18 protein-coding genes and 1 pseudogene are annotated in these 26,028 nt (G+C 34.8%); 5 read left to right on the top strand and 14 right to left on the bottom strand.

Going from position 1 to position 26,028, the window contains the following annotated elements:
- The first annotated feature begins 104 nt into the window (after positions 1-104).
- Together pheT and JF259_RS14920 are read left to right on the top strand one after the other, a co-directional pair.
- On the top strand, positions 105-2,531 hold the full coding sequence (gene pheT / locus JF259_RS14915) for a phenylalanine--tRNA ligase subunit beta (RefSeq protein ID WP_199116436.1): 2,427 nt from the start codon (positions 105-107) through the stop codon (positions 2,529-2,531).
- 99 nt (positions 2,532-2,630) lie between these two features.
- Positions 2,631-2,870, top strand: a complete 240-nt coding sequence (locus JF259_RS14920; RefSeq protein WP_199116438.1) for a putative signal transducing protein — start codon at positions 2,631-2,633, stop codon at positions 2,868-2,870.
- A 101-nt stretch (positions 2,871-2,971) separates the two neighbouring features.
- Here JF259_RS14920 and JF259_RS14925 read toward each other — a convergent pair whose 3' ends face one another.
- Positions 2,972-4,663, bottom strand: a complete 1,692-nt coding sequence (locus JF259_RS14925; RefSeq protein WP_199116440.1) for a histidinol-phosphatase HisJ family protein — start codon at positions 4,661-4,663, stop codon at positions 2,972-2,974.
- A gap of 634 nt (positions 4,664-5,297) precedes the next feature.
- On the opposite strand from JF259_RS14925, the gene JF259_RS14930 reads away from it, so the two are divergent.
- Entirely contained in the window at positions 5,298-6,341 is a 1,044-nt protein-coding gene (locus JF259_RS14930) for a Gfo/Idh/MocA family oxidoreductase (protein WP_199116448.1), read from the top strand.
- On the opposite strand, the gene JF259_RS14935 is transcribed toward JF259_RS14930, so the two are convergent.
- The 7 genes from JF259_RS14935 to JF259_RS14965 form a co-directional block, all read right to left on the bottom strand.
- Complete coding sequence (locus tag JF259_RS14935) at positions 6,336-7,652, bottom strand: voltage-gated chloride channel family protein (RefSeq protein ID WP_199116450.1); 1,317 nt, start codon at positions 7,650-7,652, stop codon at positions 6,336-6,338. The two genes, JF259_RS14930 and JF259_RS14935, sit on opposite strands and share 6 nt — an antisense overlap.
- 358 nt (positions 7,653-8,010) lie before the next feature.
- A complete protein-coding gene (locus JF259_RS14940; RefSeq protein WP_199116452.1) occupies positions 8,011-8,439 on the bottom strand; it encodes an FKBP-type peptidyl-prolyl cis-trans isomerase in 429 nt (142 codons plus the stop codon).
- 406 nt (positions 8,440-8,845) lie between these two features.
- Complete coding sequence (locus tag JF259_RS14945; RefSeq protein WP_199116453.1) at positions 8,846-10,384, bottom strand: sulfatase-like hydrolase/transferase; 1,539 nt, start codon at positions 10,382-10,384, stop codon at positions 8,846-8,848.
- A 31-nt stretch (positions 10,385-10,415) separates the two neighbouring features.
- Positions 10,416-13,625 (bottom strand): VCBS repeat-containing protein, encoded by a 3,210-nt coding sequence (locus JF259_RS14950; protein ID WP_199116454.1) that lies wholly within the window; start codon positions 13,623-13,625, stop codon positions 10,416-10,418.
- Between the two features lie 300 nt (positions 13,626-13,925).
- Positions 13,926-15,398 carry a RagB/SusD family nutrient uptake outer membrane protein gene (locus JF259_RS14955; protein ID WP_199116455.1) on the bottom strand — a complete coding sequence of 491 codons (1,473 nt, stop codon included), beginning with the start codon at positions 15,396-15,398 and terminating at the stop codon, positions 13,926-13,928.
- Positions 15,399-15,411: 13 nt separating this feature from the next.
- Positions 15,412-18,750 carry a SusC/RagA family TonB-linked outer membrane protein gene (locus JF259_RS14960; RefSeq protein WP_199116456.1) on the bottom strand — a complete coding sequence of 1,113 codons (3,339 nt, stop codon included), beginning with the start codon at positions 18,748-18,750 and terminating at the stop codon, positions 15,412-15,414.
- A gap of 160 nt (positions 18,751-18,910) precedes the next feature.
- Positions 18,911-20,071, bottom strand: coding sequence for a FecR family protein (locus JF259_RS14965; protein ID WP_199116457.1), 1,161 nt, complete (start codon positions 20,069-20,071; stop codon positions 18,911-18,913).
- Positions 20,072-20,209: 138 nt separating this feature from the next.
- Here JF259_RS14965 and JF259_RS14970 point away from each other — a divergent pair, with 138 nt between their 5' ends.
- Positions 20,210-20,800 (top strand): RNA polymerase sigma factor, encoded by a 591-nt coding sequence (locus JF259_RS14970; RefSeq protein ID WP_199116458.1) that lies wholly within the window; start codon positions 20,210-20,212, stop codon positions 20,798-20,800.
- A gap of 125 nt (positions 20,801-20,925) precedes the next feature.
- Here JF259_RS14970 and JF259_RS17650 read toward each other — a convergent pair.
- The 4 genes and pseudogenes from JF259_RS17650 to bcp form a co-directional block, all read right to left on the bottom strand.
- Positions 20,926-21,348, bottom strand: a pseudogene (locus JF259_RS17650) (integrase core domain-containing protein); the annotation flags it as partial.
- Positions 21,339-22,736 carry a tRNA uridine-5-carboxymethylaminomethyl(34) synthesis GTPase MnmE gene (gene mnmE, locus JF259_RS14985; protein WP_199116462.1) on the bottom strand — a complete coding sequence of 466 codons (1,398 nt, stop codon included), beginning with the start codon at positions 22,734-22,736 and terminating at the stop codon, positions 21,339-21,341. The gene mnmE and the pseudogene JF259_RS17650, both read right to left, overlap by 10 nt.
- A 64-nt stretch (positions 22,737-22,800) precedes the next feature.
- Positions 22,801-23,631 carry a CvfB family protein gene (locus tag JF259_RS14990; RefSeq protein ID WP_199116464.1) on the bottom strand — a complete coding sequence of 277 codons (831 nt, stop codon included), beginning with the start codon at positions 23,629-23,631 and terminating at the stop codon, positions 22,801-22,803.
- Between the two features lie 117 nt (positions 23,632-23,748).
- A complete protein-coding gene (bcp, locus tag JF259_RS14995) occupies positions 23,749-24,201 on the bottom strand; it encodes a thioredoxin-dependent thiol peroxidase (RefSeq protein WP_199116466.1) in 453 nt (150 codons plus the stop codon).
- 35 nt (positions 24,202-24,236) lie between these two features.
- Here bcp and JF259_RS15000 point away from each other — a divergent pair, with 35 nt between their 5' ends.
- Positions 24,237-24,896, top strand: a complete 660-nt coding sequence (locus JF259_RS15000) for an endonuclease III domain-containing protein (RefSeq protein ID WP_199116468.1) — start codon at positions 24,237-24,239, stop codon at positions 24,894-24,896.
- Positions 24,897-24,919: 23 nt separating this feature from the next.
- On the opposite strand, the gene JF259_RS15005 is transcribed toward JF259_RS15000, so the two are convergent.
- The gene (locus tag JF259_RS15005; RefSeq protein WP_199116470.1) at positions 24,920-25,066 is read right to left on the bottom strand and encodes a hypothetical protein; all 147 of its coding nucleotides are present in this window, start codon (positions 25,064-25,066) and stop codon (positions 24,920-24,922) included.
- 69 nt (positions 25,067-25,135) lie between these two features.
- Positions 25,136-25,720 (bottom strand): RNA polymerase sigma factor, encoded by a 585-nt coding sequence (locus JF259_RS15010; protein ID WP_199116472.1) that lies wholly within the window; start codon positions 25,718-25,720, stop codon positions 25,136-25,138.
- Positions 25,721-26,028: the final 308 nt, after the last annotated feature.

Genomic DNA, 26,028 nt, shown 5'->3' on the forward strand with positions numbered 1-26,028 from the left:
CCTTAGATTTAAGTTAATAAAGAGATTAATTTACAAATTATATTGCATTGTTTGAATGCTTGCTCCAATATTTTATCTTTGCACACTTAAATAGCAGATCATTTATGAAGATTTCATACAATTGGTTAAAACAATTTATTAAAACAGATTGGAAACCTGAAGCAACTGGTGAACTACTTACAGATTTAGGTCTTGAAGTAGAGGGTATTGAACCCTACCAGTCTGTAAAAGGAGGACTCGAAGGCGTTATTGTTGGAGAAGTACTAAGTTGTACAAAGCACCCCAACGCAGATAAGCTTAAAGTAACAACCGTTAATATTGGCGGTGAATCCCCAATTCAAATAGTTTGTGGAGCTCCCAACGTTGCAGCAGGGCAAAAAGTACCTGTTGCCACCATTGGAACAACACTGTATAGCGAAACAGGAGAAGCTTGGGTTATTAAAAAAGGAAAGATTCGAGGCGAAGAAAGTTATGGAATGATTTGTGCCGAAGATGAACTGGGTTTAGGGAAATCTCATGATGGCATTATGGTTCTGGAAGACAGCGTTAAAGTTGGAACGCCTGCTGCCGATATTTTTGAAATTGAAAATGACCATGTTTTTGAAATTGGCCTGACACCAAACAGAGCTGATGCCATGAGTCATTATGGAACTGCTCGTGACTTAAAAGCAGGCTTTGCACAAAAAGAAATAAATTTAGAACTCATAACGCCATCGGTTAGTGCCTTTCATGTTGACAATCGCACATTAAAAATTGACATTGATGTTAAAAACAAAGACCTGGCTCCGCGGTATTGCGGACTCACTATTTCGGGAATAAAAGTCCAGACCTCTCCCACCTGGTTACAACACCGGTTAAAAGCTATTGGATTAAGCCCTATTAATAACATTGTCGATGTTACCAATTATGTACTTCACGAACTAGGCCAGCCCCTACATGCATTTGATGCTACTAAAATTGCAGGAAACAAAATTGAGGTAAAAACTCTCGATGCCGGAACCAAGTTTGAAACCTTAGATGGTGTTACACGAGAGCTTCATGAAGACGATTTGATGATTTGCGACGCCGAAAAACCTATGTGCATTGCCGGTGTTTTTGGAGGTATGCACTCTGGGGTAACCGAAACAACTACAAGTATCTTCTTGGAAAGCGCTTACTTTAACCCAGTAAGCATTCGTAAATCGGCTAAACGCCATGGCTTAAATACAGATGCCTCTTTTAGATTTGAACGTGGTATCGATCCTAATATTACCGAATATGCCCTAAAACGTGCTGCCTTACTAATTCAAGAAATTGCTGGAGGAGAAATTACAAGCGACATTATTGACTTTTACCCCAAGAAAATTGAAGACTTTCAGGTTCGTTTAAGTTTTGAAAATGCTAAAAAATTAATTGGTGAAGAGATTCCGAAGGAAACTATTAAACGCATTCTTACTTCTTTAGATATTAAAGTTAATAATGTTACCGAAACCGGTCTAGGCTTAACAGTTCCTGCCTATAGAAATGATGTACAGAGAGAAGCCGATGTTATTGAAGAAATCCTACGTGTTTACGGTTATAACAATATTAAAACTACCGAAAAACTAAACGCTTCTATTTCTAGTACTTCACGTTTTGACGATCATAGAATCCAAAACGTAGCTGGCAATCAATTGGCGTCTCAAGGCTATTTTGAGATCATGGCCAACTCGCTAACAACACCTAACTATATTGCACTTAGTGAACAACTGAAGGAAGAACACAACATAACCATGCTCAACCCGTTAAGTAATGATTTATCTGTTTTAAGACAATCATTACTGTTTTCTGGATTGGAAGCGGTATCCTATAACATTAATAGAAAAAGGCAAGATCTTAAATTTTTTGAATTTGGTAAAACGTACCATCAATTTAACGAACAGAGAGAGGAACACAAGCACCTAACACTGATCACAACTGGAAATAGCACACCCGAACACTGGCATGGCGTTAGTGCTAAAAGCGATTTCTTTTTTATGAAAGGAAGCATCACTGCCGTTTTGGAACGTTTGGGAATTACACGATATAATGAAAAACCTGTCCAAAATGATGTTTTTAGCGAAGGACTTTCATTAAACTTTGGGAAAACTAACATTGTAGAGTTCGGCATATTGAAAAAAAGCATTCTTAAACATTTCGATATTTCTCAAGAGGTGTTCTTTGCAGATTTTAAATGGGAGGCTATACTCGATTTGGTAAAGCATAATAAAATTATTTACAAAGACATACCTAAGTACCCCGAAGTACGTCGTGACTTTGCATTACTTTTAGATGAGGCCGTTACATTTGAATCGATACATAAAATTGCTAAACAAACTGAAAAGCAGTTGCTTAAAAAAGTGAATTTGTTTGATGTATACCAAGGCAAAAACCTTCCAAAAGGAAAAAAAAGCTACGCCATTAGCTTTACCCTTCAAGACGACAACAAAACACTTACCGATAAGCAAATAGACAAAATTATGAACAAGCTACAATCGAACTTCGAAAAACAATTGGGTGCCGAATTAAGGTAAGCTTATAAAACATAATATTTTGTAATAAAAGTCAGCTTAAAGCTGACTTTTTTATTTAAAAAATTGTATATTTAATAGAAACTCAAAACTTACTAAGAGATGAAAGACTCCAATTATATAAAAATATATACTGGCGACTTTATAATTGTCCAGCGTATTGTTACAGAGCTTGAAGCTATTGACATTAACCCTATTGTTAAAGACCAAACGGAATCGGCTCGATTAGCTGGTTTTGGAGGTGGTATTGTTCCTGGCTTTCAGGAAATATTTGTCAATAAAGACGAGCTTGATACAGCCGTCTCTGTTGTACAGAGTATCACTTCTGAACTAGGCAGTTAATGCCTTTAGGGATATCTAACAAAAATTCCTTTAAATCAATTACCGCTTTGGGGTTGCTGATTTAAAGGAATTTTCTGATTGGTCAGTAACGACCAATACAATTACATACTGTGAAACTCAATTAAATTGGCCTCATAATATTGTTCTCCTAATTTAGACAACAAGTCTTTAATTACATTACTATCACCATCTATAGCTACAGCCGAATATCCTATATTGTTCAACCTTCCTAACCTAAGATCAATAATATTAATATGTTTTGAAGCCAAAGCAGACAATAATATTAGTAAAACTCCAGGTGCATTATGGTGTTTGGTAAGAATGACTTTATCGCTCAATACCAAATTTAAATCCACACCATCCATTTCCAATAAATAGACGCCTTCTCTATGGTAATTAGGCAACTCTGCATTTTCCTTGTAAATTAATTTACTAAAAAGCCCGCCATCTGTACCATTAGCAAAGTCTATGGCACTTTTTACTTTTTCTTTATCCCCCCCTTCAATAGATATAAATGCTACAGCTGTTCCATCATTATTTGACTTTAACCGTGCTGTTTCAACATTTATTCCCTCGGAAGCCAAAGTATTGAATAGTGATGATATTACACCTGGCTTATCTAAATGTTCTGAAAATAATCCATTTACTTTATCCCCAGAGTTCTTGGGAATCTCATTGGTAACTGTAATTGACTTTCCCCATTTTCTAATTCGGATGGCATTGTAATCCCCCATACCCGTAGCATTCCTGTATATGTCTACAAACTCTGAAAAGGATCCTCCAAAAGAAAAATCGGGAATAATTCTTCTTTGGTCATTGTCCAATCGCTGATTTAACAACTCAATACCTTTATTTAAAACGGTGTATTTAACCTTTAGCTCATGATCATCGAAAATAGTACGGTTTTCTGGGATTAATTTTGAATAGCTCACATAACTTTCATAACCAGCCTCCTGAATGTATTCCAGACTTTCTTTAAAATTAAGCCCATAATACCTTACATGGTGCGTGTCCGTCCCAACACACACCGGGATTTGAAGTTCATTGGCCCTTCTTAAAATATTTTGTGTAGGATAAACTCCAACACCTTTAAACTTACCGGCCATGTTAACATCCAATGATAGATTACGATCGGCTATAAGCTCTAAAAGTGTTCTAAATTTATTGGCTAAGGGGTGCGAACTGGTTTCAAAATTCACCAAAGCCTCTGGCATATCAACATTTAATTTAGGCAAATCTATATGTCCGATTATTTGAATCATATCTCCAAAACACTCAATCATCTGGATCATTTCATTAAAATAACCATCCCAATAAGCTTCTAGACTACCTCTCATTTTTAACAATTCAAGAGCTTCTTCCTTACTACCATCATATGGCAATCCTTCGGGAGCAAAATGAACCGAACCAATAACATAATCGGCTTCTTCTGCTTGAAATATTTTTGATCGACTCCATTGCAATCCCAAATCTGGCCCCATCCATTCCAACTCTACACCATACTTAATATTGATGCGGCCTTCATATTTTTCACGTAAGTTCGCTATACGCTTAGGGTAATTTAAATAGGATCTGTTACCTCGAATAAATTTTACATTGGTATCTCTTTCTGCCACATAGCGAAAACTCGTTAAACGGGGCGAATGAATTATAAAGGCAATACTTGGATGGTTTGCCTCAATAGCTTTATCTATAATATCCTCTAGCTTATCAATACCGTGTTTTACATGATCTTGTTCTGTCCCTGCATGAATACCATGGGTTTCCCAAATAAATTCGTTAAGCTTTCTCATCAATCTATGTGCTTTAAATTATGCTTTTAGTACTTCAAATTTAACCATTGCTATATAATTATCGAGGGTAATTTTGTTTGTTTTCAATATATTTCAAAAAGCTCCATTTATTACTTTATAAAATCCCCTAAATAAGTACAAATATTATCAATTCAATAAATTTAAAAGGAAAACTTATTAAACATCCTGCCCAGAAATTAAACTCATCTTAACTTTTCTGATTGAAGTGAAAATTAGCTATTTTGAACTTAATGGAAAGCATTTTTAAGTTGCATAGCAGGGCTACGGAATGAGAAAATGACGAAAAGCAGGCTCAAAAGAGCAATTTTTTAACCAATTGGAAAAAGTCAAGATGAGTTCATTATATATTCTTATTTAAAATGCAAATGCATAACCAGTCTCTTTGAAAACCTTAATTTAGTTCATGCTAATAGGCACAAACCTTCCTTATTACATTCTTTAAATAGAAACACTTCTAATAGTCGACAAATTTTCACAAGAGGTCAGTCTATTCAATTATCTCACTCTCTTACATCACCTACCAAGGGCTTTTAGGTTTGTTATTAAAACAAAACCATATTAAACTTTAAATTGAAAATCTAATTATATTTATAGAAAAATAGAACGGAACTTTATGCGACCAATCAATACAGCCTTATGCTCTTATGGCATGAGCGGAAAGGTGTTTCATGCACCATTTATTTCGGTAAATCCCAATTTTAATTTGTATGGTGTTTTTGAGAGAACAAAAAACTTGGCACAAGAACGCTATCCAAACGTAAAAACATTCCGCTCTTTAGAAGAGATATTAGCCGATGAAGCCATTGAACTTGTCGTAGTTAACACACCTAATATTACACATTATGAGTTTTCTAAAATGGTTATTAACGCAGGGAAGCACCTAATCGTTGAAAAACCATTTACAACAACCGTTGCAGAAGCTGAAGAATTAATACGATTATCTAAAGACAAAAATGTTATTATCTCTATATACCATAATAGACGTTATGACAGTGATTTTAAAACAGTGCAAAAAATATTAAATGAAGGCTCCTTAGGAGATATTGTTGAAGCCGAGTTTCATTACGATCGATATAACCCAGGACTTAGCTACAAAACGCATAAAGAAGTTTCAACTGCTGGTGTTGGGAGCTTATACGATTTAGGATCACATTTAATTGATCAGGCCATACAGTTTTTTGGGTTACCTAAAGCCGTGCAAGCAGATTTAGACGCTCACAGACCGAATTCAAAAGTTAGTGATTATTTCGATTTAAAACTATTTTATCCATCGCATCGAGTTATATTGAAATCAAGTTATTACGTAAGAGAACCGCTCCCCGGAAATATTTTACACGGAAAAAAAGGCTCTTTTATAAAATCTAAAGCAGACATCCAGGAAACGGAGCTCATTGCGGGAAAAATGCCTGGAACAGCAAGTTGGGGCATTGTACCGGATGAAGAGAAAGGGCTACTGCACACCGAAAAGGACGGAAAGGTTATTAAAGAGCATATTACAACTTCTAGAGGTGACTATATGGCCTATTATGATGCCATGTATGAATCTATAAGAAACAACAAGCCTGTTCCCGTAACAGCTACAGAAGGCATGTTGGTTATAAAAGTTATTGAAGCAGCCCTAAAAAGCAACAATGAAAAAAGGTTGGTTAATTTATAACCGCTCTCCTTTATTGTTACGCTTGTTTTTAATATCAGAAAGCGACATCCCTTTTTCGCGCATATAAATAGTGTGCTTTGGACTTCCTATAATTTGGGAGGAATACACACCCGAATGCCCCGAAAACAGATACGCCGTACTACAAGCTAAAGCTATAAAAACCCCAGATTCGATACCAAAAAGTTCAATCCCCATAATAGTACAGGCAATGGGTGTATTGGTAGCTCCTGCAAAAACAGCCACAAACCCCATACCTGCTAACAGGCCCATTGGCAAAGGAATAAACCAGATTAACACATTCCCTAAAGTCGCTCCAATAAAAAACAAAGGTGTTACTTCTCCCCCCTTAAAACCGGCTCCCAAGGTAAATGATGTAAATAAAATTTTTAAAATAAAATCATAAGAATTCAACTGCTCATTAAAAGCATCTAAAATAGTTGGAATTCCCAATCCTATATACTTTGTTGTTCCCATGAGATAAATAACAATAGCCAATACCCCTCCCCCAATAACCGGTCGAAGTGGAGGGTAGTTAATCCGCGTATTAAATAAGTTGCTCCAAAAATGAGTTGACTTAGAGAACAACATGGCTACAAGCCCAAAAATAATTCCAGCCAACACTGCCCACAAAAGATTTATCGGTGTCATTTTGGCTACAGATGCGATATGGTAATGTGTATGCCCTACATCCCAAACACCACAAAAATAGTCTGCCAATACAGCCGCTAAAAAACTCGGAACAACAGCCTCCAACCTTATGCGACCTAAAACCATTACCTCAAGTGCAAAAATACCCCCCGCTAAAGGTGTACCAAAAACAGAAGCAAAACCTGCACTTATACCAGCAATTAATATAACCCTTCTGTCACGTTTTGAAAGATTAAAAAGCTTTGTAAACCTATCTGCAATAGCACCTCCTACCTGAACGGCAGTCCCCTCACGTCCTGCAGAGCCTCCAAAAAAATGTGTTAAAATCGTTCCAAAAAGCACTAAGGGCGCCATTCGAAATGGAATAATTTTTTTGGGTGAATGAAATTCCTCAAGCAATAAATTATTTCCTTTAACAACACTATTACCGTATAAATAATAAGATAACCCAATGATCCCGCCCCCTACTGGCAGTAATGCAATAATCCATAAATGAGATTCTCTCCAATTAGTGACCCATTCTAAACTTAAGAGAAAAAAAGCAGATACACTACCAATAATCGCTCCTAAAAGTAAACAAATAAAAATCCATTTTACAAGGTAAAACAAAGAAGGAATCTGTTCTAATGACAATAAGTAGTTTTTAATTTTAGTTAAATCCATAATGCCCCAAAGCTATTGCTTTACTCTCAAATAAATAGAAGCTTCATTCCATGTCTTATTTATACAAGTCAAGCAAATTTAAGTTAAAAACTTTAAAAACGCAGGTTTACTCCTTATTTCTAAAAAGACACACTTTTAAAACCAGAAATATTACCTGCAAAAGCCAACATATTTAAAACACGTTAAGAACATACCTCTAAAGACCTTTAATCAACAAGATTACAATTTCTTAACATCCCAAAAAACAGCTATACCACCAAAAACCAATCTAAGCACATTATCAAAAGTTATTGATTGTTAACAAAAAAAGCCTGACCACAGGATCAGACTTCTTTATTGGCTATTCTAAAATAGCTTTCTATTTTATTTCAATCAATTCAAGATCAAAAATTAAATCTTGGCCTGCCAACGGATGGTTCGCATCAACTATAATATGGTTTTCATGAACCTCGGCAACACGAAACTGTACTTCGGTGCCATCTGGATTTTTAGAAGCCAAGCCCATTCCCACTTCAGGAGTCATCTCTTGTGGTAGCTGTTCCTTTTTCACTTCATAAAATAACTCTTGACGTACTTCACCATAAGCTTCTGCTACAGGAATATTAACGGTCTTCTTCTCATTAACCTTCATATCAATAACACCTTTTTCAAATCCCGGAATAAGCATCCCTTGGCCTAAAGTAAATTCCAAAGGCTCTCTTTCTAAAGAACTATCAAAAACTTGACCATTGGTTAACTTTCCTGTGTAATGAACGCGTACGGTATCATTCTCTTTTACTTGACTCATAACTAATTCTATTTTCTAGTTTTTATAATACTTGCAAAACTATCATTTAAAAAAGGGACTACCGCTTTTTAAACTATAAATTGTAAATATTAAGATAGAATTAACTAAAAGCAGAATTTTTATTATTCATTATTTACGCCATATTAGGAAAACAACTTTATTCACACGTTTAAATTTTAGTAATTAATTTATTTTATTGTAATTATAAAATTAAGAACGTGTGCAATCGCTACGCTCTCACATTAAAAATTTTAAACATTCACTATTGTGAAAAAATGCTTAAATTTTATTAATGTTCGTTTCATATAAACATATTTTCAAAATATTGTATTCATGAATCTTCGATTTCACGGGAATGACAATTTCAACGGGAACCCCAACGCAGAGCGTCGAGGAATTCTTTAGATTAAGGTATAATCAATTCTAATTTTTGTCGTTCTTTCTCAGGATAAAGTGCTTTTTTGTTCTTCATTTCACCCGCTAGTACATTCATCATTATTTTTAGCTGTTCTGGATTTTTATCAGACACATCATTAGCTTCAAACGGATCTTCTTTTAAATTAAATAGTTGATAGTTTGGGAGACTATCTACTTGATAATGATATATAATTTTCCAATCTGATTTAACTAGACTTGTAAAATAGCTAGAACGGTGACTATGAGGAAAATGATTGAGAAATAATTCATCACGTTTTAGGTTCTCTTTCCCCTTAAACTGATCTTGCAATAAGAATCCATCTAAAATAAATTCTTCGGTATTATTTACATTTGCTACACGAGACAGGGTTGGAAAAATATCTAAGATTGACCCAAGTTGCGGCTGAATAGTATTATGTTTAATCGGTGTTTTTATCTGACAAGTAGCTTTATCATTTGGAGAAATCCATGAGGCTATAAATGGAATCCGCATACCTCCTTCGTAGTGACTCCCTTTTTTCCCTTTAATTGGCGAGGAACTACTGTAATTATCTATAATAGGCAAGGGAGCATCTGAACCATTATCTCCAAGAAACAGAATTAAAGTATTTTCGCCCAGTCCTAAATCCTTCACATGTTCAATTATATCTCCTAATGACTTATCTATCCCTTCAATTAGAGTTGCATAGGTCTGTGCCTTTTGAGATTTGCCTGAAGTGTTATAATGATTGATAAAACGAGAATCTACTTGAAATGGTGTGTGAACCGCATAGTGTGCCATATTGAGAAAAAATGGCTTTCCCTCTTCCTTAGCCTTTGATATTGCCAAATTAGCCTCCAATGTTAGTGCCTCTGTTAAAAATATATTCTTTCCATGATATTTTTCTAGACCATCTACAGCTCTTGACTTATTGCCTCCTAAATGTCCAAACCCATCAGTTCCAAAATAACTACCGGGTTGACCTATAGAACTACCGGCAATATTAATATCGAAACCTAAATTAAGAGGATCTTCTCCTTCACTGTTATAAGGCCCAAAATGAGCTTTACCCACATGAATTGTTCTATAGCCTTCTTGCTGTAATATTCTTGGAAGTGTTACCGATTCTTTAGTAAGCCCTTTCCAGTTCCAATCTTTTGGACCAAACTTAGTCCTGTTATTTTCTTCAGATTTAATCCAATTGGTAACTTTATGACGTGCTGAATTCTGACCCGTAAGAATAGAGGTCCGCGTTGGAGAGCAAACTGAATGGGCATAAAAGTTTGTAAACCGGATGCCTTGCTTCGCCAACATTTCCATATTAGGTGTTTTATAATAGTCATTTAACGGATGTTTTACTGGATTCCCATTTGTGTCTGTTAAAAACGGGACTGAAGTATCCATTAGTCCCATGTCGTCTACTAAAAAGACTATAATGTTTGGAAGCAGCGTACTTTCTTTTGATACATCATCACACGAAGTCGCACACATTGCTGACAGGAATATAAAAACTAAAAAATTTAATTTTAATCTAATTTTACTTTTCATAATTTTCTTTATAGTTTGATTATATTTCTAGTTATTGTTTAAAAGAATAAAATTTTAACTCGTCATTGTTTCTCACAAAAACCAACTTATCATTTCCGTTAGCACCTTTTAGCATGTTCACTTGCTTCACTTCACCATCAACCAACAAACCACTCTGAAAAGCTGGCAATGCTTCAAAAGCAGGGCTTCCTCCTTTGAGATACATTCCGTAGCTGGCATCATTCCTGGGAGTTTCTACTTCTGATCCATATAAATTTCCAGCTACTATAATATCCAAGTATCCGTCTTTATTAAAATCGAAATTTAAGATGCTATTAATTGACGATACCTGGGATTTTTTGTCTAACGGCACTCCCCTCATTTTTTGCTTATCTCCTCTATTCTCAAAATACATACTCGAAAAATTTGAAGCTTTATAATTTAAAGCATTATTCAAATTACCAGAGCCATAAACCTGCACTAAAGTAGCCTTACCGAAGGCATCGTATGACTTGAATTTATCCTTAATAAAAGGCATTTCATTAGAAGAGCACTGCCTACCCCTTAAAGGATACAAATCTCCCCCGTTATAATACCCCAGAACTATATCTAAATCACCAGAATCATCAAAATCTTTAGTATAGACGTCAAAAGTTTCTTCTTTAGAAGCTTTGTATTTATAATTCAACCCTAGATTACCACATACCAAGTCTACATCGCCATCATTATCGAAATCTGCTGCCGAAACACTGTTCCACCAGCCTACTTCTTCATTCAAACCGTAAACATCTGATTGATCAGAAAAGTATCCCTCTTCGTTGATGAAAACTTTTATAGGCATCCATTCTCCAACCACAACCAAATCTATCAATTGATCATCATTTATATGGGTCCAAACGGCATCTGTAACCATTCCCAAACGCTCAAGATCAGGCAATACTTCTTTTGAGACATCAACAAAGCTAATGCTTTTACCTACTGTTCTGTTCTCCAATAAATAACTATCTGCCGGATACGGATACTTTTTTGGAATTTGGCGTCCTCCAACAAACAAATCTAAATCGCCATCATTGTCATAATCGTACGCCCGAACACATGATCCACTTGTAAAAAACTTTGGAATGGCTAAAGGTGTTTTTACAAATGTTCCATTGTCATTTTCATAAAGTCTATCTTGGTAATACTTTGAATTTTCCTTACGTTCATTTCCCCCGCTAACTACATATAGATCCAAATCTCCATCGTTATCGGCATCAAACAATGTAGCTCCAACATCTTCAAAAGTCCTATCATTGTAAAAATCTACATTATTTCTGGCTTCTTTAAAAGAACCATCATTCTTTTGAATGAATATTTTCCCTGAGTAGCCAAGAGCACCGCCTATATAAAAATCATCCATGCCATCTGCATTTAAGTCTCCCACCGCAAAAGCAGGTCCTTGTTCAGACATTTTATGTGGCAATAAGCTTTCCTTTTCAAAATCATTATAACTGTTTTCTTCATGTTTATATTGAATCAAATCAGCTGATATTACCTTAAATAGTTTGCTTTTATCAATCGTTTTTATATTATTAATAACTTGTGCTTCATTATAATATATTTTAAGTGTTTGATTGGCTTTTATGTTTTTCAATACCTGTTCCTTCCCATCATTCCAAACTACTCTAAGCTCCTCAACCATATCAGCTTCATCCAATCCAAAATGCAAATAATTCCCAACCGAAGATTGAAAACCTCTAGTATTATAGTGCTCCTTCATTTGCTGATTGCTGCCACTTTTCACATATACTTTTGCTCCAATCCCCATTGTATTACCATTCGGACCGTTTAACTTTAATTTTAAAAAACTTCTATTGCTTTTCTCGGATTGATTGTTTTTATAGATATGAGCAAAATCATCCATATTATTAGCAACAATATCTACATCACCATCATTATCAAAATCAGCATAGGCTGCGCCATTGGAAGCTGTAAGCAAGCTGTCTATTTTTTGAATACCACTTACTTTAGAAAAAGTAAGATCTCCTTGGTTCATAAAAAAGTAATTACTTTTCTTTCTGGTTGGCATTTTAGTCATTATATGAGAGATATAAGCTTCTTTATTAATGGTCTTATTCTTTGAAAGCTCTTCTCTTACTTTCTTATGATATTTTACAAAATCATTATTTCTAAAATCTCTTTTTATGCCATTGGAAATAAAAATGTCCTGCCAGCCATCATTATTCATATCAAAAAACAAAGGCGCCCAACTCCAATCTGTATTAGAAATGTTAGCCAGGTGTGCTGTTTCAGAAAAAAAAGGAGTTTCGCTACCTAAACCAGTTCCATTGTTTGTTTGAAGTGTATTGAACATGTATTGATAGTGCAAGCCTAAATCAACATGATTATAAAATCGTTCTACATCCATACCACTCATACTGGTTTTTATACCATAGTTATCTTCAGAAACCATATCCACACTCATAATATCCAGCCAACCATCATTGTTGTAATCAGCGGCATCATTGCCCATGGAGAAAAAGGAAATATGATTGGTAGCTTCTTTAATTTTTTCCGAAAAGGTACCGTTACGATTGTTAAGATATAAATGGTCTTCTCCTGAAAAATCATGACTAACATATACATCCGACCAATTATCATTGTTAAAATCACCAATAGCCAATCCTAACCCGTATCCCAATCGGTTATTTATAATACCTGTTTCTTCTGTTGCATCAATAAACTTACCTTTATCGTTTATATATAGACGCTCTCCACTAAGTTCTCCTTGTGCCTTAAGGTAATGTTCTAATTGAGCATCTCCATATATTTCTACGTCATGGTTAATTAGAAACATATCCAGATCACCATCTTTGTCAAAATCAAAAAAAGCAGCTTGTGTTGAAAACTCTTCTATATCCAGATAGTATTCTTTTGCCATTTCTTTAAAAACTGGCATACCGTTTTTATCTATCCCTTGATTTACAAAAAGCTCATTACGCCTTTTATCGGGATCTTTAAATTGACCTGAAGCACATACATAAATATCTAAAAGCCCGTCGGAATTAATATCTACTGTTGTAACTCCTGTTGGAAAAACAGCTTTTCCCTGAACCCCTGCAATGTCAGTTATATCTTCAAACTTAAGATCTCCTTTATTAATATAGAGTTTATTAGATTCTAAGTTTGATACAAAATAAATATCAGGAAGGTCATCATTATTAAAATCACCAACGGCAACACCCGCCCCATTATAATAGTACTCATAAAAGAGCCCATTCATATACAAGGTTTCTTTTAGGTTATTTTTAAAAAAGATATTAGTTTGCTCAGGACTGCAAAAGGAAAATAAAGGTACATTAATATCTTGTTTGACTTCCTCTTTTTTTTCACAAGAGAAAAGTATAATTATTATTAAACATAAACTATTAAAAAAATACCTTTTCAAATTCATTGAGTAAAATTTTTATTATTAAGAATGGTGTATAACGGTCATCAGCCATTTTAAATAATTAGATGAAAGACCAGAAGCATTTTAGCCAATGGTCTTTCAAACTAAAAAAACTAATTTAAAAACTATAATTTAATACCCAGGATTCTGTTCAATACTTCCTTCTGAAATTTCTACTTCTCTAGCAGGTACTGGCATTAAAACGTGGTGCGGTTGTATATTTGCTGCAGGTTCTGCTAACCATGGTTCTTGTGCATTTTGAATAGTCTCTACAAAAACACCCCATCTCAATAGATCAAATTTTCTAATGCCTTCAAAACCTAGTTCTGTAGCACGTTCTTTTCTTAATGCTGTTCTAAATTCATCTTTTGTTAAACCAGAAAGTGGTGGCAAGCTGGCACGCTCTCTTACTTTATTTATAAATTGATAGGCATTTGTTGGGCCATTCAATTCATTCTCTGCTTCTGCCCTCATTAAAAGAACATCCGAATAGCGAATAACATAGGTATTCTGGCTTCCATTATTTCCTCTTGGTGAGTCACCATCAATATTTAAATATTTTCCGGTAATTGGACCTGCTCCAGGTGTTCTTGGAGATTCTAATACGTTCCCATTTATCTCGGTTACATAGCTTATATCTTTTCTGTTGTCACCTGGTTCGAACATAGCCAAATAGTCACTGGTAGGAAGCATATTTTCCCATCCTCCGCCTATAGCATTTACTCCTCCTACTTCGGTATCCCTTGAACCTACCCAACTTTGTTTAAAGTCATTCCTCTCATCTTGTTGAAACTGAATATCAAATACATTTTCATTAACATTTCCGCCATCTAATCCCGGCATTAACACATACTCAGCACTTTGAGACCATAAAGCATTATAGTCAGCTACTAATCCATACTGTCCAGAAGCAATAACCTCTTCTGCTCTGGTATTGGCTTCAGCCCACTCATTTTGTGTTAAATGCACACGTGCCAACATAGCTGTTGCAGCTCCTTTAGTAGCTCTACCTCCATCCGTACTTCCATAGCTTAAAGGTAACACGGCAATAGCATCTGTTAAATCTTGTTCTATTAAATTATAAACTTCTGCCACTGTGCTACGGGTAATCCCGACCAAATCATCAGGTTGCGCAACGGCAGTTAATATGGGAACGCCACCATAAACTCTTACCAGCTCGAAATAATAAAATGCTCTTAAAAATTTTGCCTCACCTATTAATCTCGCTTTCAAGTTTTCATCCATATTCACTGCCGGTACAAATTCTATCACACTATTGGCCAAAGCCACTCCTTGATAATTTCGTTGCCACATAACAGTGGCATCTCCATTATTGGCATTTAAATCAATAAACCACGATACGGGTCTTTTATTATGCTGACCTTGAAAGGCAATATCACTAGGTGTAAATCCGTAATAGAACGAAAGAATATGACTATGTAATCTGGTATAAGCAGCCGTAGTTGCTGCGATAGCATCAGATTCACTTTCAGGAAAACTACCAGGTACCAAAAAATCGATTGGTTCTTCTGTAATTATATCTTCGCATGATACCAGTGCTATACTGGTCATTAGAAATACTATATATAATTTAATTCTTTTCATCTTAATATTTTTTTTAGAATGTTAAATTCAAACCAACTGTCCATGTTTTAGCTGAAGGATCTTGAGCTTGATCATACCCTCTTCTAACATTACTGTTCCCCCTATTAATTTCTGGATCATATCCACTGTAGTTATCAAACAGCAATAAATTCGTTCCTGAGATATACAACCTTGCCTTACTAAAGGGTAACTTGGAAAACTTTTCCACTGGAAAATTATAGCCCAAACTTATATTTCTAAGTCTTAAAAAAGAACCATCTTCCAAGACACCTGTTTCAGAAACTATCTCACTTCTAAAAATCCCTCTTACTGAAGGGACATTGGTATCTGTGTTTGTGGGAGTCCAACGGTTGGCAAATTTTTTAAATACGTTATTATCAAACGCAGTATTAATTCTGGAATCGGTTTCATTAAAAATATCGTTCCCTACTGTAAAGGCCCAGTACATAGAGAAGTCAAAGTTTTTATAACGAATTGTATTATTAAGACCTCCATAAAAATTAGGATTTGGGTCTCCTATAATGCGCTGATCTAAATCATCAATAACACCATCTGGAACACCATCCGGCCCACTAATATCCTCAAAACGTTTTCCTCCAGGGAACACACCTCTTCCTTCCAATCCGGCTGCATCAATCTCCGCTTGGGTATTCCAGATCCCATCACGAACAAAACCATAGAAAGCACCAAGAGGTTGCCCCACTTCTATAACTGCTGAAGGTACATTTACAACACCTCCAAATCTATTAATAAGCACTTGACCATCTTCATCGGGTATTGATAACACTTTATTTTTATTGGTAGAAATATTAAAAGTTGTTTCCCATGTAAAATCCTTAGTATCGACATTAACTGAATTGATAAGTAGTTCAATTCCCTGATTCTCTACAGTACCAAAATTTGTGGGTATCGATGAATTTGGCACACCTGCTAACCATAGAATATCTTGGGATGTAAACAGGTCACGGGTTTTCTTTTTATAATAATCTAAGGTCACTTGAAGTCTATTATTAAAGAACCCCATATCTACTCCAATATCTAATTGGTCTGTAGACTCAAACTTCAGCCTATCATTACCTAAACGGTTAAGTCCGATACCATTAGAAATATCACCACTATTACCAAACAGATAGGTAAACCCTGCGCCCAAACGCGCTAATGACGTTCCTCCAGCTGCGGGGTTACCCAGTGTTCCAAAACTTGCTCTGAACTTTAAGTCATTAAACACATTTAAATCTTCTATAAACTTTTCTTTAGAAGCTGTCCAAGCCAGTGCTACCGAAGGGAAAAAACCATATTTTTCACTGGCAGCAAAAGCAGTCGCACCATCTCGTCTACCACTTACTGTTAGTCTATATTTACTGTCAAAACTATAATTTAGCCTAAATAAAAATGACTCAATGCCAGATTCGGATGCATTAGACTCAGACCTAAATCTATCTGTACCAGCATCAATATTATTAAATGTAAAAAAATCGGTAGTAAATCCTCTCACACCTACAAGACTACCTGAATTGAAAAAACGTTGCCTTGTATACCCTAAAAGAGCATCTATATTGTGCTTTCCAATGCTTGTATTATAGTTAAGGGTTTGCTCAACTAAAGTACTTAAGTCCTCTGAATTGCTAATAGTTGCGGTTCCTCCAATATTTTGCTGGCCGAATAATGTTGACGGTGAATAATTTTCACTTTTTGAAAGCGATAAATCGGTTCCATAACTTAACTTATACTTTAAATTTTTAAAGGGTTCAAATTCGGCATAGACCGTTCCATAAATACGAGACCTGGTGTTTTCATTAATGGTTTTAGTAGGCCCTCCTATTGGATTTTCAGCACTCAACTCACTGGTTATTGTTTGTATCGTAAATCCACCATTCTCATCTCGTACTGGTAGTGTAGGCAGGTACCCCCCAATATTTATAATATTACTACTTCCCGGAAGCGTATTATTTCTGGTAATCACAATTGAATTTCCAATCTTTAATTTCTCTCCTAATTTAAAATCACCATTCAACCGTATTTGATATCTTTTTAAATTGCCTTCAAAATAAATACCATCTTGGTCAAAATGGTTAGCTGATAGATAGTATTGGGCATTATCATTTCCGCCAGAAATTGATAAAGTATTGCTGAATGTAAGTGCATTATTACGATAAACTTCTTCTTGCCAATTAGTCCCTTCTCCTAATGATTCTGGGTTTGGATAAGCATCGGTATTCTGTACCTCATTTTGAAAGGCGCCATATTCTGCCGCATTCAAAAAAGGTATTAATCGATAAGGGGATGAAGTAGATACAAAAGAATCATACTTCAATGTCATTTTTCCTTTTTTACCTCGCTTCGTGGTAATTAAAACCACCCCGGCAGATGCTCTAGAACCATAAAGTGCTGTTGCTGATGCATCTTTTAATATTTCAACAGATTCTATATCTTGAATATTTAAATCTGAGGTGTTTCCGGTACCTATAAGACCATCTATAACAAATAACGGATTACTATTACCTGAAATGGAATTGGTTCCCCTAATTCGTATTGAAGCAGCTGCCCCTGGTTGTGAGGAAGTTGGAATAACCTGCACACCAGCCGCTCTTCCTCGTAAAGCGTCATCTAATCTAACTGAAGGTGTTTCGGTAATATCCTCTGATTTTATTGAGGTCACTGAACCTGTTAAATCAGATTTTTTTACCGTACCATAGGCCACTACTACCACCTCTTCTAACTTTGCCGCATCTTCTTGCATAGTAATAGCAATATCTGTTTTACCGTCGATTGCGATCTCCTGAGTTAAAAACCCAATGTACGATATCACTAAAACAGCATTTTCATTACCTATATTTAAGGAAAACTTTCCATCAAAATCAGTTTGCGTTCCATTAGTAGTTCCTTTTTCTAGAACACTTGCTCCAGGTAAAGGTTGGCCATTTTGGTCTGCAATCACTCCCGAAATTTCAATCTGTTGTAACTTCTCAAGGTTATTGACCGTTGATTTTTCCTTTATTAATATAGCATTATTATCTGTTACTATAATTTCAAGATTTTCTTTCGATAAACTTCGTTTGAGTAGTTTATTTACATTTACAGTTCCTTTTTTTATTTGAACCTTTGGAAAATCATCAAAAATTCCTTTTTCGTAAATGAACCTGTAATCTGTTTGATTCATAATTAACTTAAAGACTTCATCAACGGTTAATGTTGTATCCTCATCTACCTTAATCTTAGCATTCTGAGATATTATATGATTTGGTGTTAATGAAAAAACAATTGTACAACATAAGAAAATGAATGTCTTCATAATAATCATTAGAAACCGTTTTCCAAAAGGAAAAGTGGCATTAGTAAATTTAATTTCCATAAATTTGTGTGTTATTAGTTAGTTAAACATTTTAATTAATTAGTAAAAAATCTCTGGGGATATGGTTTTTACTTTGACGGGTTAAACCTTATCCTCTTTTATTGTCTTTTTTATTCCATAGGCCTATTGTTTGTTTTTGATTTGATTAGTTATTACAATTTTATCTTAAAGTTATGGTTTTCTTATTTATATTATAATCATTTATTGAGGTAGATTTAATAATGGATAAGATTTCATCTATACTTATTTTTTTGTCCAACACTCCAATAAACTCTATCGATTCCAACGTTTTGTTTTCAAAGACTACATCTACATCATACCACCTGGATACCACTTTCATAATATCCTTTAACGGCACATCAATAAAACTAAACACTCCATCTTTCCAGGATGTCACAGTTTTAACATCCACTTCTGCTACTGAGAAATTATTTGTGTTTGGATTTAATATGTACTGTTGATTAGGTGTTAAGTTGTGTTTCAAATTGCCATTATCGACTACTACACTACCCTCCACCAGTGTCGTATAAATATTGGACTCATCTTTATAGGCTTTGATGTTAAACTCAGTCCCTAAAACTTCTACCTCTTGGGACTGGTTGATTACCTTAAATTTTGCGCCCTTGTGCAAAGCACTTGGAGAAACATCAAAATAAGCTTCACCATAGACCAGCTCCACTTCACGTTTATTACCTTCAATAAAATCTATTGGATATTTTAATTGGGATTCCGAATTCAGCCAAACTTCAGTACCATCAGACAACACAATATGAAACTGCCCGCCTCTAGGAATTGTTAAATAATTATATACCAGCTCTTTTACTTTTCCTTTACCATCTTTATAAATAATTTCCTCGCCATTACTATTGGCGTTTTGTGTTTGAAATGAATTTCCTTTTTCCAACGCTACTACTGTACCGTCTTCTAATGTTAAAGTAGCCTTATCTGTTCCTGGTTCTATTGGAGTGTTTACCACAGTAGGGTCTACCTTATTTGGTTTACTTTCGTTCCTATTTAAAAATATGGTAAGTGATACCAAAAGTAATATTGAAGCTGCAACAGCATATTTATAAATAGGTTGATTTACAATTCTATATCTTGAAGATTCCTCCTTTTTAATATCCTTTAAAAATTGTTCAATAACCTTCTTGGTTTCAGGGTCGTTCATATTATAATTAATTGCCACATGGGTTTCGACAAATTCTTTAAATAGCATTTTATTTTTCGGGTCTTCTACCCATTTTGACAGCACATCCAATTCTGTTGCCGTAGCTGAATTGGTTAAATACTTTACGATTAACTTTTCTATATTTTGGATCATGTTTTTAAAACGTACATTTACACTAATAGCAAAGCCAAAATGAAATACCCTTGCTTTTTTAATATTTTTTTTTACTTTTCTTCAAAAATTAAAATAGGGTTTCCCATATCAACTTACTTTTTTAGTTAATTTCAGTGTATGACTTTAAAATTTAAGAACCTTCATGTTTTAATGTCCCAACTTAAAAAAGGGGATGAAAGTGCTTATGTGTACCTTATTAATACACACCACAAGATGTTGGTTAATTATGCCGCAAGTTTTACCAACGACCTTGATATGGCCAAAGACATCGTTCAAGAGGTATTTTTGGATGTCTGGAAAGGAAGGCAAAATTTACCACACATGCATTCCCTTAAAAACTACCTACTTAAAATAACCTATCATAAATTTATTAATCAATATCACAAGCACCGCGCTTTATCTACACTTGAATGTGCTTACATGGAAGTTCTTAACCAAACCTTTGAAGAAAATAACTCTGAATTATTGGAACGTAAAATTGCCTTAGTTGCTGAAGGTATTGACAATCTCCCAAAAAAATGCAAAGAAGCTTTTATTTTGAGTAAAAAAGAAGGGCTTACCAATTTAGAAATAGCTGAATACATGAATATTTCTATTAAAACTGTTGAGGGCCATTTAACCAAGGCGTATAATTTACTTCGAGAGCGTGTTGGAAGTCAACTGAAAAGTATTTTATTTTTGATTTTTGGTTCCCAAAAAAAAGTTTAAATGATTATTGCTCCATTCCTATACAACTTTTAGTTTAAGATTCTAGAAATTACTTTTGCTTCTCCATTAAAGCAAAAAACAATTTAATGGACTTGCAATAAAAAAGAGGACATTAATTGCGAGATTTAAGCCGCTACATTTTGGTCATACATTTCTAATTCAATTTCGTTAATAGTTTTATACCCTAAAGTTGAATGGATTCTCTTTTTATTGTACCAAGTTTCAATCCAACTAAAGATTGATAATTCAACTTGAGACCTATAATTATATTTATGTTTATAAACCCATTCGGTTTTTAAGCTCTTAAAAAATGATTCTGCTACGGCATTGTCCCAACAATTACCCTTTCGGCTCATGCTTTATTTTACAAGACCATCATAATTTTTAATAATATCTGTAAAAGTATAACTAGCATATTGAGAACCTCTGTCAGAATGAAAGATAAGCTCTTCTGTAATGACATTAGATTTAACAACCATATGCCATACAGAAATAATAGTATCTTCTGTTGTTAAATTATCATTCATAGCCCAACCATCTATTTCCCGATACAAAAATTTGCAAATATATTCCCCAAGAGATCATCGTTTGTAATTTCTCCAGTAATCTCACCAAAGTGATACAGGGCCTGACGAATATCAATAGCAAGCAAGTCTCCAGAAAGTTGTATTTCCAAACCTTCTTTTACTTTCTGAATCTCTTCAAAGGCTTTTAATAGCGAATCGTAATGACGGGCATTCGTAACTATGGTTTCGTTATTACGCAACGCTCCGGTATTAACAAAATTGGTCAATATTAACTTAAGATGCTCTACGCCCTTTCCTGTTTTTGCAGAAAGTAATTCTATATCTGGAATGGCTTGTTTAAGTTGTTGCTGTTCTTGGTTGCTTACCTGATCTACTTTGTTGGCAATCACCACCAACGATTTTTGTGGGTATTTGTTTTTAATTTTCTCCAGTTCAATTTTAATGCTTTCCAAGGATGATTTTCTCACAAATACCGATTCGGCATCAAATAGGTAAATCACCACTTGGGCCTGCTCTATTTTCTCAAAAGTTTTCTTTATACCGATACTCTCAACAATATCCTTAGTATCCCGAATGCCTGCGGTATCTATAAAACGGAAACCAACACCTCCAATCGTTATCTCATCTTCAATTGTATCTCTTGTTGTTCCAGCTATTTCCGAAACAATGGCACGTTCTTCGTTAAGAAGTGCATTTAAAAGTGTTGACTTTCCTACGTTAGGCTCCCCTACAATTGCTACTGGAATACCATTTTTAATGACATTACCAACGGCAAAGGAATCTATCAAACGCTTTAAAACAAAAATAATACGATCGATAAGTGCTTTAAATTGGGTACGATCTGCAAACTCCACATCTTCTTCAGCAAAATCGAGTTCCAACTCAATTAAAGAAGCAAAATTTAAAAGCTCTTCACGTAACTTAGCTATTTCTGACGAAAACCCACCGCGCATTTGTTGCATCGCTATTTGATGTGATGCTTCATTGTCACTCGAAATTAAATCGGCCACGGCTTCTGCCTGACTTAAATCCAACTTACCATTTAAAAAAGCGCGTAGTGTAAACTCTCCCGCACTGGCCATACGGCAGCCATTCCTTAAAAACAATTGAATGATTTCCTGCTGAATATAATTAGAGCCATGACACGATACCTCAACCACATCTTCTCCTGTATAGGAATTGGGATTTTTAAAAACGGATACCAACACCTCATCAAGTACCCTGTTCCCATCCATTATATGTCCTAAATGAATGGTATGCGTAGCCTGCCTACTTAACAGCTTTCCAGAAACAGACCGAAACTGTTTCTCTGCAATGGTAATAGCATCTTTTCCCGATAAACGAATAACGGCTATAGCCCCTGCCCCTGATGGCGTTGCTAATGCTACAATGGTATCTTGATGTATCATAAAACAAAAATACTAAAAAGAAAAGTGAACACCACTTACAATTAGGGCATTCAAAACAATAGAGCTAGACTAAATAAATTCCGTCTGATTTAATAGTTATAAAGCGTTTTTTATACAAAGTCCCAACCGCCTTTTTAAAATTCTTTTTACTCATTTGAAGTTGTGCTTTAATAGCTTCAGGATCCGATTTGTCCGTAAGGTTTAAATAACCGCTATTATCTTCTAATTCCTTCATTATTCTATCGGCATTGGGTTCAATACTGCGATAACCTATCTGCCCTAATACAATATCCAACTTATTTCCGGGGCGTATTTTTTTAACAATCCCCTTTAACCTATCACCAATACTAATATCCGTAAAAATTTGATCTTTATAGATAAGTCCTAGGTGTTTCTTATTTACTATTACATTCATACCAATATCTGATGGATGCGACACGATCAAATCTACCTCTTCAAAAGGCTCAACAGTAAGTTCTTTATTATTTAAAAACTGATTTGTTTTACTCGAAGCTACCAAACGATCCGTTTTCTCGTCTAAATAACAATACACCAAATACCAACCTCCTGGTTTCATTTTAAAAGCTTGCTCCTTAAACGGGCAAAACAACTCCTTAACAAGTCCCCAATCCAAAAACGCTCCATACTCAGTCACCTGATTACAACGTAATAAAGCGAATTCATCACGCTGTACATAAGGTACATCGGTAGTAGCAACAGGGCGCTCTTCATTGTCTAAATACACAAAAACGTCTAACTTATCCCAAATCTTAAAACTTTCTGGAACATAACGATTAGGCAATAAAACCTCGTTATCCGTTTCATCTATTAAATACAATCCGTGATCTGTTTCACGAAGTATTTCTAATGTATTGACTTGACCTAAATGTATCATATGGCAAAGGTAATCATATTAAAAATTGGGAAAGGTAATTAACAACTATATTACTTAAAAATAAAAGATAGATCCTTAATAATCTATCCTTTATGCTTCTCAAAAAATCATGAGCTTTTACTCTAATATCTGTGCTGCGTGATCCTTGGTTTTAACTTTATCAATCACACGCTCAACAATACCATTTTCATCAATAATGAAAGTCATACGATGAATTCCATCGTACTCGCGTCCCATAAACTTTTTAGGTCCCCAAACACCAAAGGTGTTAATTACCGTCTTATCTTCATCGACCAATAACGAAAAGGGGAAATCATATTTATTTTTAAAGTTTTGTTGGCGTCTGGCAGAATCGGCACTTACCCCTAATAAAGCATAGCCTTTTTCTTGTAATATCTCGTAATTATCCCTTAAGTTACAAGCCTCAACAGTACATCCCGGTGTACTTGCTTTTGGGTAAAAGAAAACAACTAGCTTTTTACCACTATAGTTTGACAATTTTATTGTATTTCCTTGCTCGTCCAAGGCTTCAAAATTTGGGACAATATCGCCTTGTTTTAATGTATTCATAGTATTAACTTTGGTTTTTGCAAAAATACAATGGAATGACCAAACAAGAAAGTGTTAATTATATTATTAATACCTTATACAAACTATACCCCGAAATACCAGTACCATTAGATCATAAAGATCCTTACACGCTATTAATAGCCGTATTGTTATCTGCCCAAAGCACAGATGTAAGAGTAAATAAAATAACGCCATTGCTTTTTGAACAGGCCGATAACCCATACGATATGGTAAAACTTACTGTAGAAGATATTAGGGAAATTATAAAACCGGTAGGGCTCTCCCCTATGAAAAGCAAGGGTATTCACGGCTTGTCCAAAATCCTTATTGAAGAACATAATGGTGAAGTGCCAAAAACGTTTGAAGCACTTGAAGCCTTACCTGCAGTTGGGCATAAAACTGCCGGAGTGGTATTATCACAAGCATTTGGTATTCCGGCCTTTCCTGTAGACACACATATTCATCGCCTAATGTATCGATGGAATTTAAGCAACGGTAAAAATGTCACACAAACCGAAAAAGATGCTAAGCGTTTGTTCCCTAAAGAATTGTGGAACGATCTTCACCTCCAGATTATATGGTATGGTCGTGACTACTCACCTGCTAGGGGTTGGGATCTCGATAAAGATATTATTACCAAAACAATAGGTAGAAAATCAGTAATAAAGGAATATTACAAACAAAAAAAGTCCTAATTGGAATTATTAGGACTTTTAATTTAATTCAGAAGTGCTTCAAACTTCAATTTATTACAATTTATAACACGTAAAGCCTTTGAATAATCTAGAAGAAAATTAACCGTTTCTTCACTCGGTTGGAGTTCTTGGGGTTTTTCAATAGAATTTTCGGAGTAATGTTTTGCCATTTCAATTTGTTAAAGTGTTCATATAAACTATTAACGCGGCTAAACTTACTTTATTGTACCCTACAAAATTTAGTTGGTCAAAACAATATTATGCTTATCTATTATCTTTCTTAAATTAATTAATGCATAGCGCATCCTTCCTAGAGCTGTATTAATACTTACCCCCGTTCTTTCCGATATTTCCTTAAAACTCATATCATCGTACATACGCATAATAAGCACCTCTTTTTGGTCTTGTGGTAATTCATCCACCAAACGCCTAACATCGTTTTCTACCTGTTCTTTAATAATTGTTTTTTCTGCATTCAAAGCAGTATCACTTAACACTGAAAAAATACTAAAATCGCCACTGTTATCAAACTTAGGCATCCGCGTATTTTTTCTAAAAAAATCGATTACCAAATTGTGGGATATACGCATTACCCATGGTAAAAACTTCCCTTCTTCATTATAAGCACCACGTTTAAGAGTACGAATAACTTTCATAAATGTATCCTGAAAAATATCCTCTGCGATATCTCTGTCGTACACCTTTGAATAAATAAAACTATAAATCTTTTGTTTGTGTCTTGTGATAAGGAATTCTAATGCATTTTCATCTCCCTGAATATAATTGTTCACTAAGGTAGCATCTGGAATAAGTTCGTATTGCATAATCATTACTTTTAGTACAAAGAAATAAGTTTCTTTGCTTGGGGTTAAACTTTTAAAAGTAATTATATGCTATAGGCGTAGTGTTATTTGAGAGTTTGATTAATATCCCAAATATAACAACAATCACTCTTAAAAAGCAAAAAATAATCGCTTTTTTTTAATAATTCATGGAATTTCAATACCAAAAACCACAACTATCCGAAAGTTTAAGTTTTAAGAAAGCCTGAGAATCCCGTATTTTAGATTTGTCATAAAAAAATACGATTTATGGGACTCTTCAGGCGAAGCAAAAATACAAAACGCCCCTT

The sequence above is a fragment of the Snuella sedimenti genome, from assembly GCF_016428595.1.
GTDB lineage: Bacteria > Bacteroidota > Bacteroidia > Flavobacteriales > Flavobacteriaceae > Snuella > Snuella sedimenti.

Bases quoted from the DNA above. Each gene is read 5' to 3' on its own strand.
- pheT (WP_199116436.1), top strand. From the start codon at position 105: ATGAAGATTTCATACAATTGGTTAAAACAATTTATTAAAACAGATTGG.
- JF259_RS14920 (WP_199116438.1), top strand. From the start codon at position 2,631: ATGAAAGACTCCAATTATATAAAAATATATACTGGCGACTTTATAATT.
- JF259_RS14925 (WP_199116440.1), bottom strand. From the start codon at position 4,663: ATGAGAAAGCTTAACGAATTTATTTGGGAAACCCATGGTATTCATGCA.
- JF259_RS14930 (WP_199116448.1), top strand. From the start codon at position 5,298: ATGCGACCAATCAATACAGCCTTATGCTCTTATGGCATGAGCGGAAAG.
- JF259_RS14935 (WP_199116450.1), bottom strand. From the start codon at position 7,652: ATGGATTTAACTAAAATTAAAAACTACTTATTGTCATTAGAACAGATT.
- JF259_RS14940 (WP_199116452.1), bottom strand. From the start codon at position 8,439: ATGAGTCAAGTAAAAGAGAATGATACCGTACGCGTTCATTACACAGGA.
- JF259_RS14945 (WP_199116453.1), bottom strand. From the start codon at position 10,384: ATGAAAAGTAAAATTAGATTAAAATTAAATTTTTTAGTTTTTATATTC.
- JF259_RS14950 (WP_199116454.1), bottom strand. From the start codon at position 13,625: ATGAATGGGCTCTTTTATGAGTACTATTATAATGGGGCGGGTGTTGCC.
- JF259_RS14955 (WP_199116455.1), bottom strand. From the start codon at position 15,398: ATGAAAAGAATTAAATTATATATAGTATTTCTAATGACCAGTATAGCA.
- JF259_RS14960 (WP_199116456.1), bottom strand. From the start codon at position 18,750: ATGGAAATTAAATTTACTAATGCCACTTTTCCTTTTGGAAAACGGTTT.
- JF259_RS14965 (WP_199116457.1), bottom strand. From the start codon at position 20,071: ATGATCCAAAATATAGAAAAGTTAATCGTAAAGTATTTAACCAATTCA.
- JF259_RS14970 (WP_199116458.1), top strand. From the start codon at position 20,210: ATGACTTTAAAATTTAAGAACCTTCATGTTTTAATGTCCCAACTTAAA.
- mnmE (WP_199116462.1), bottom strand. From the start codon at position 22,736: ATGATACATCAAGATACCATTGTAGCATTAGCAACGCCATCAGGGGCA.
- JF259_RS14990 (WP_199116464.1), bottom strand. From the start codon at position 23,631: ATGATACATTTAGGTCAAGTCAATACATTAGAAATACTTCGTGAAACA.
- bcp (WP_199116466.1), bottom strand. From the start codon at position 24,201: ATGAATACATTAAAACAAGGCGATATTGTCCCAAATTTTGAAGCCTTG.
- JF259_RS15000 (WP_199116468.1), top strand. From the start codon at position 24,237: ATGACCAAACAAGAAAGTGTTAATTATATTATTAATACCTTATACAAA.
- JF259_RS15005 (WP_199116470.1), bottom strand. From the start codon at position 25,066: ATGGCAAAACATTACTCCGAAAATTCTATTGAAAAACCCCAAGAACTC.
- JF259_RS15010 (WP_199116472.1), bottom strand. From the start codon at position 25,720: ATGCAATACGAACTTATTCCAGATGCTACCTTAGTGAACAATTATATT.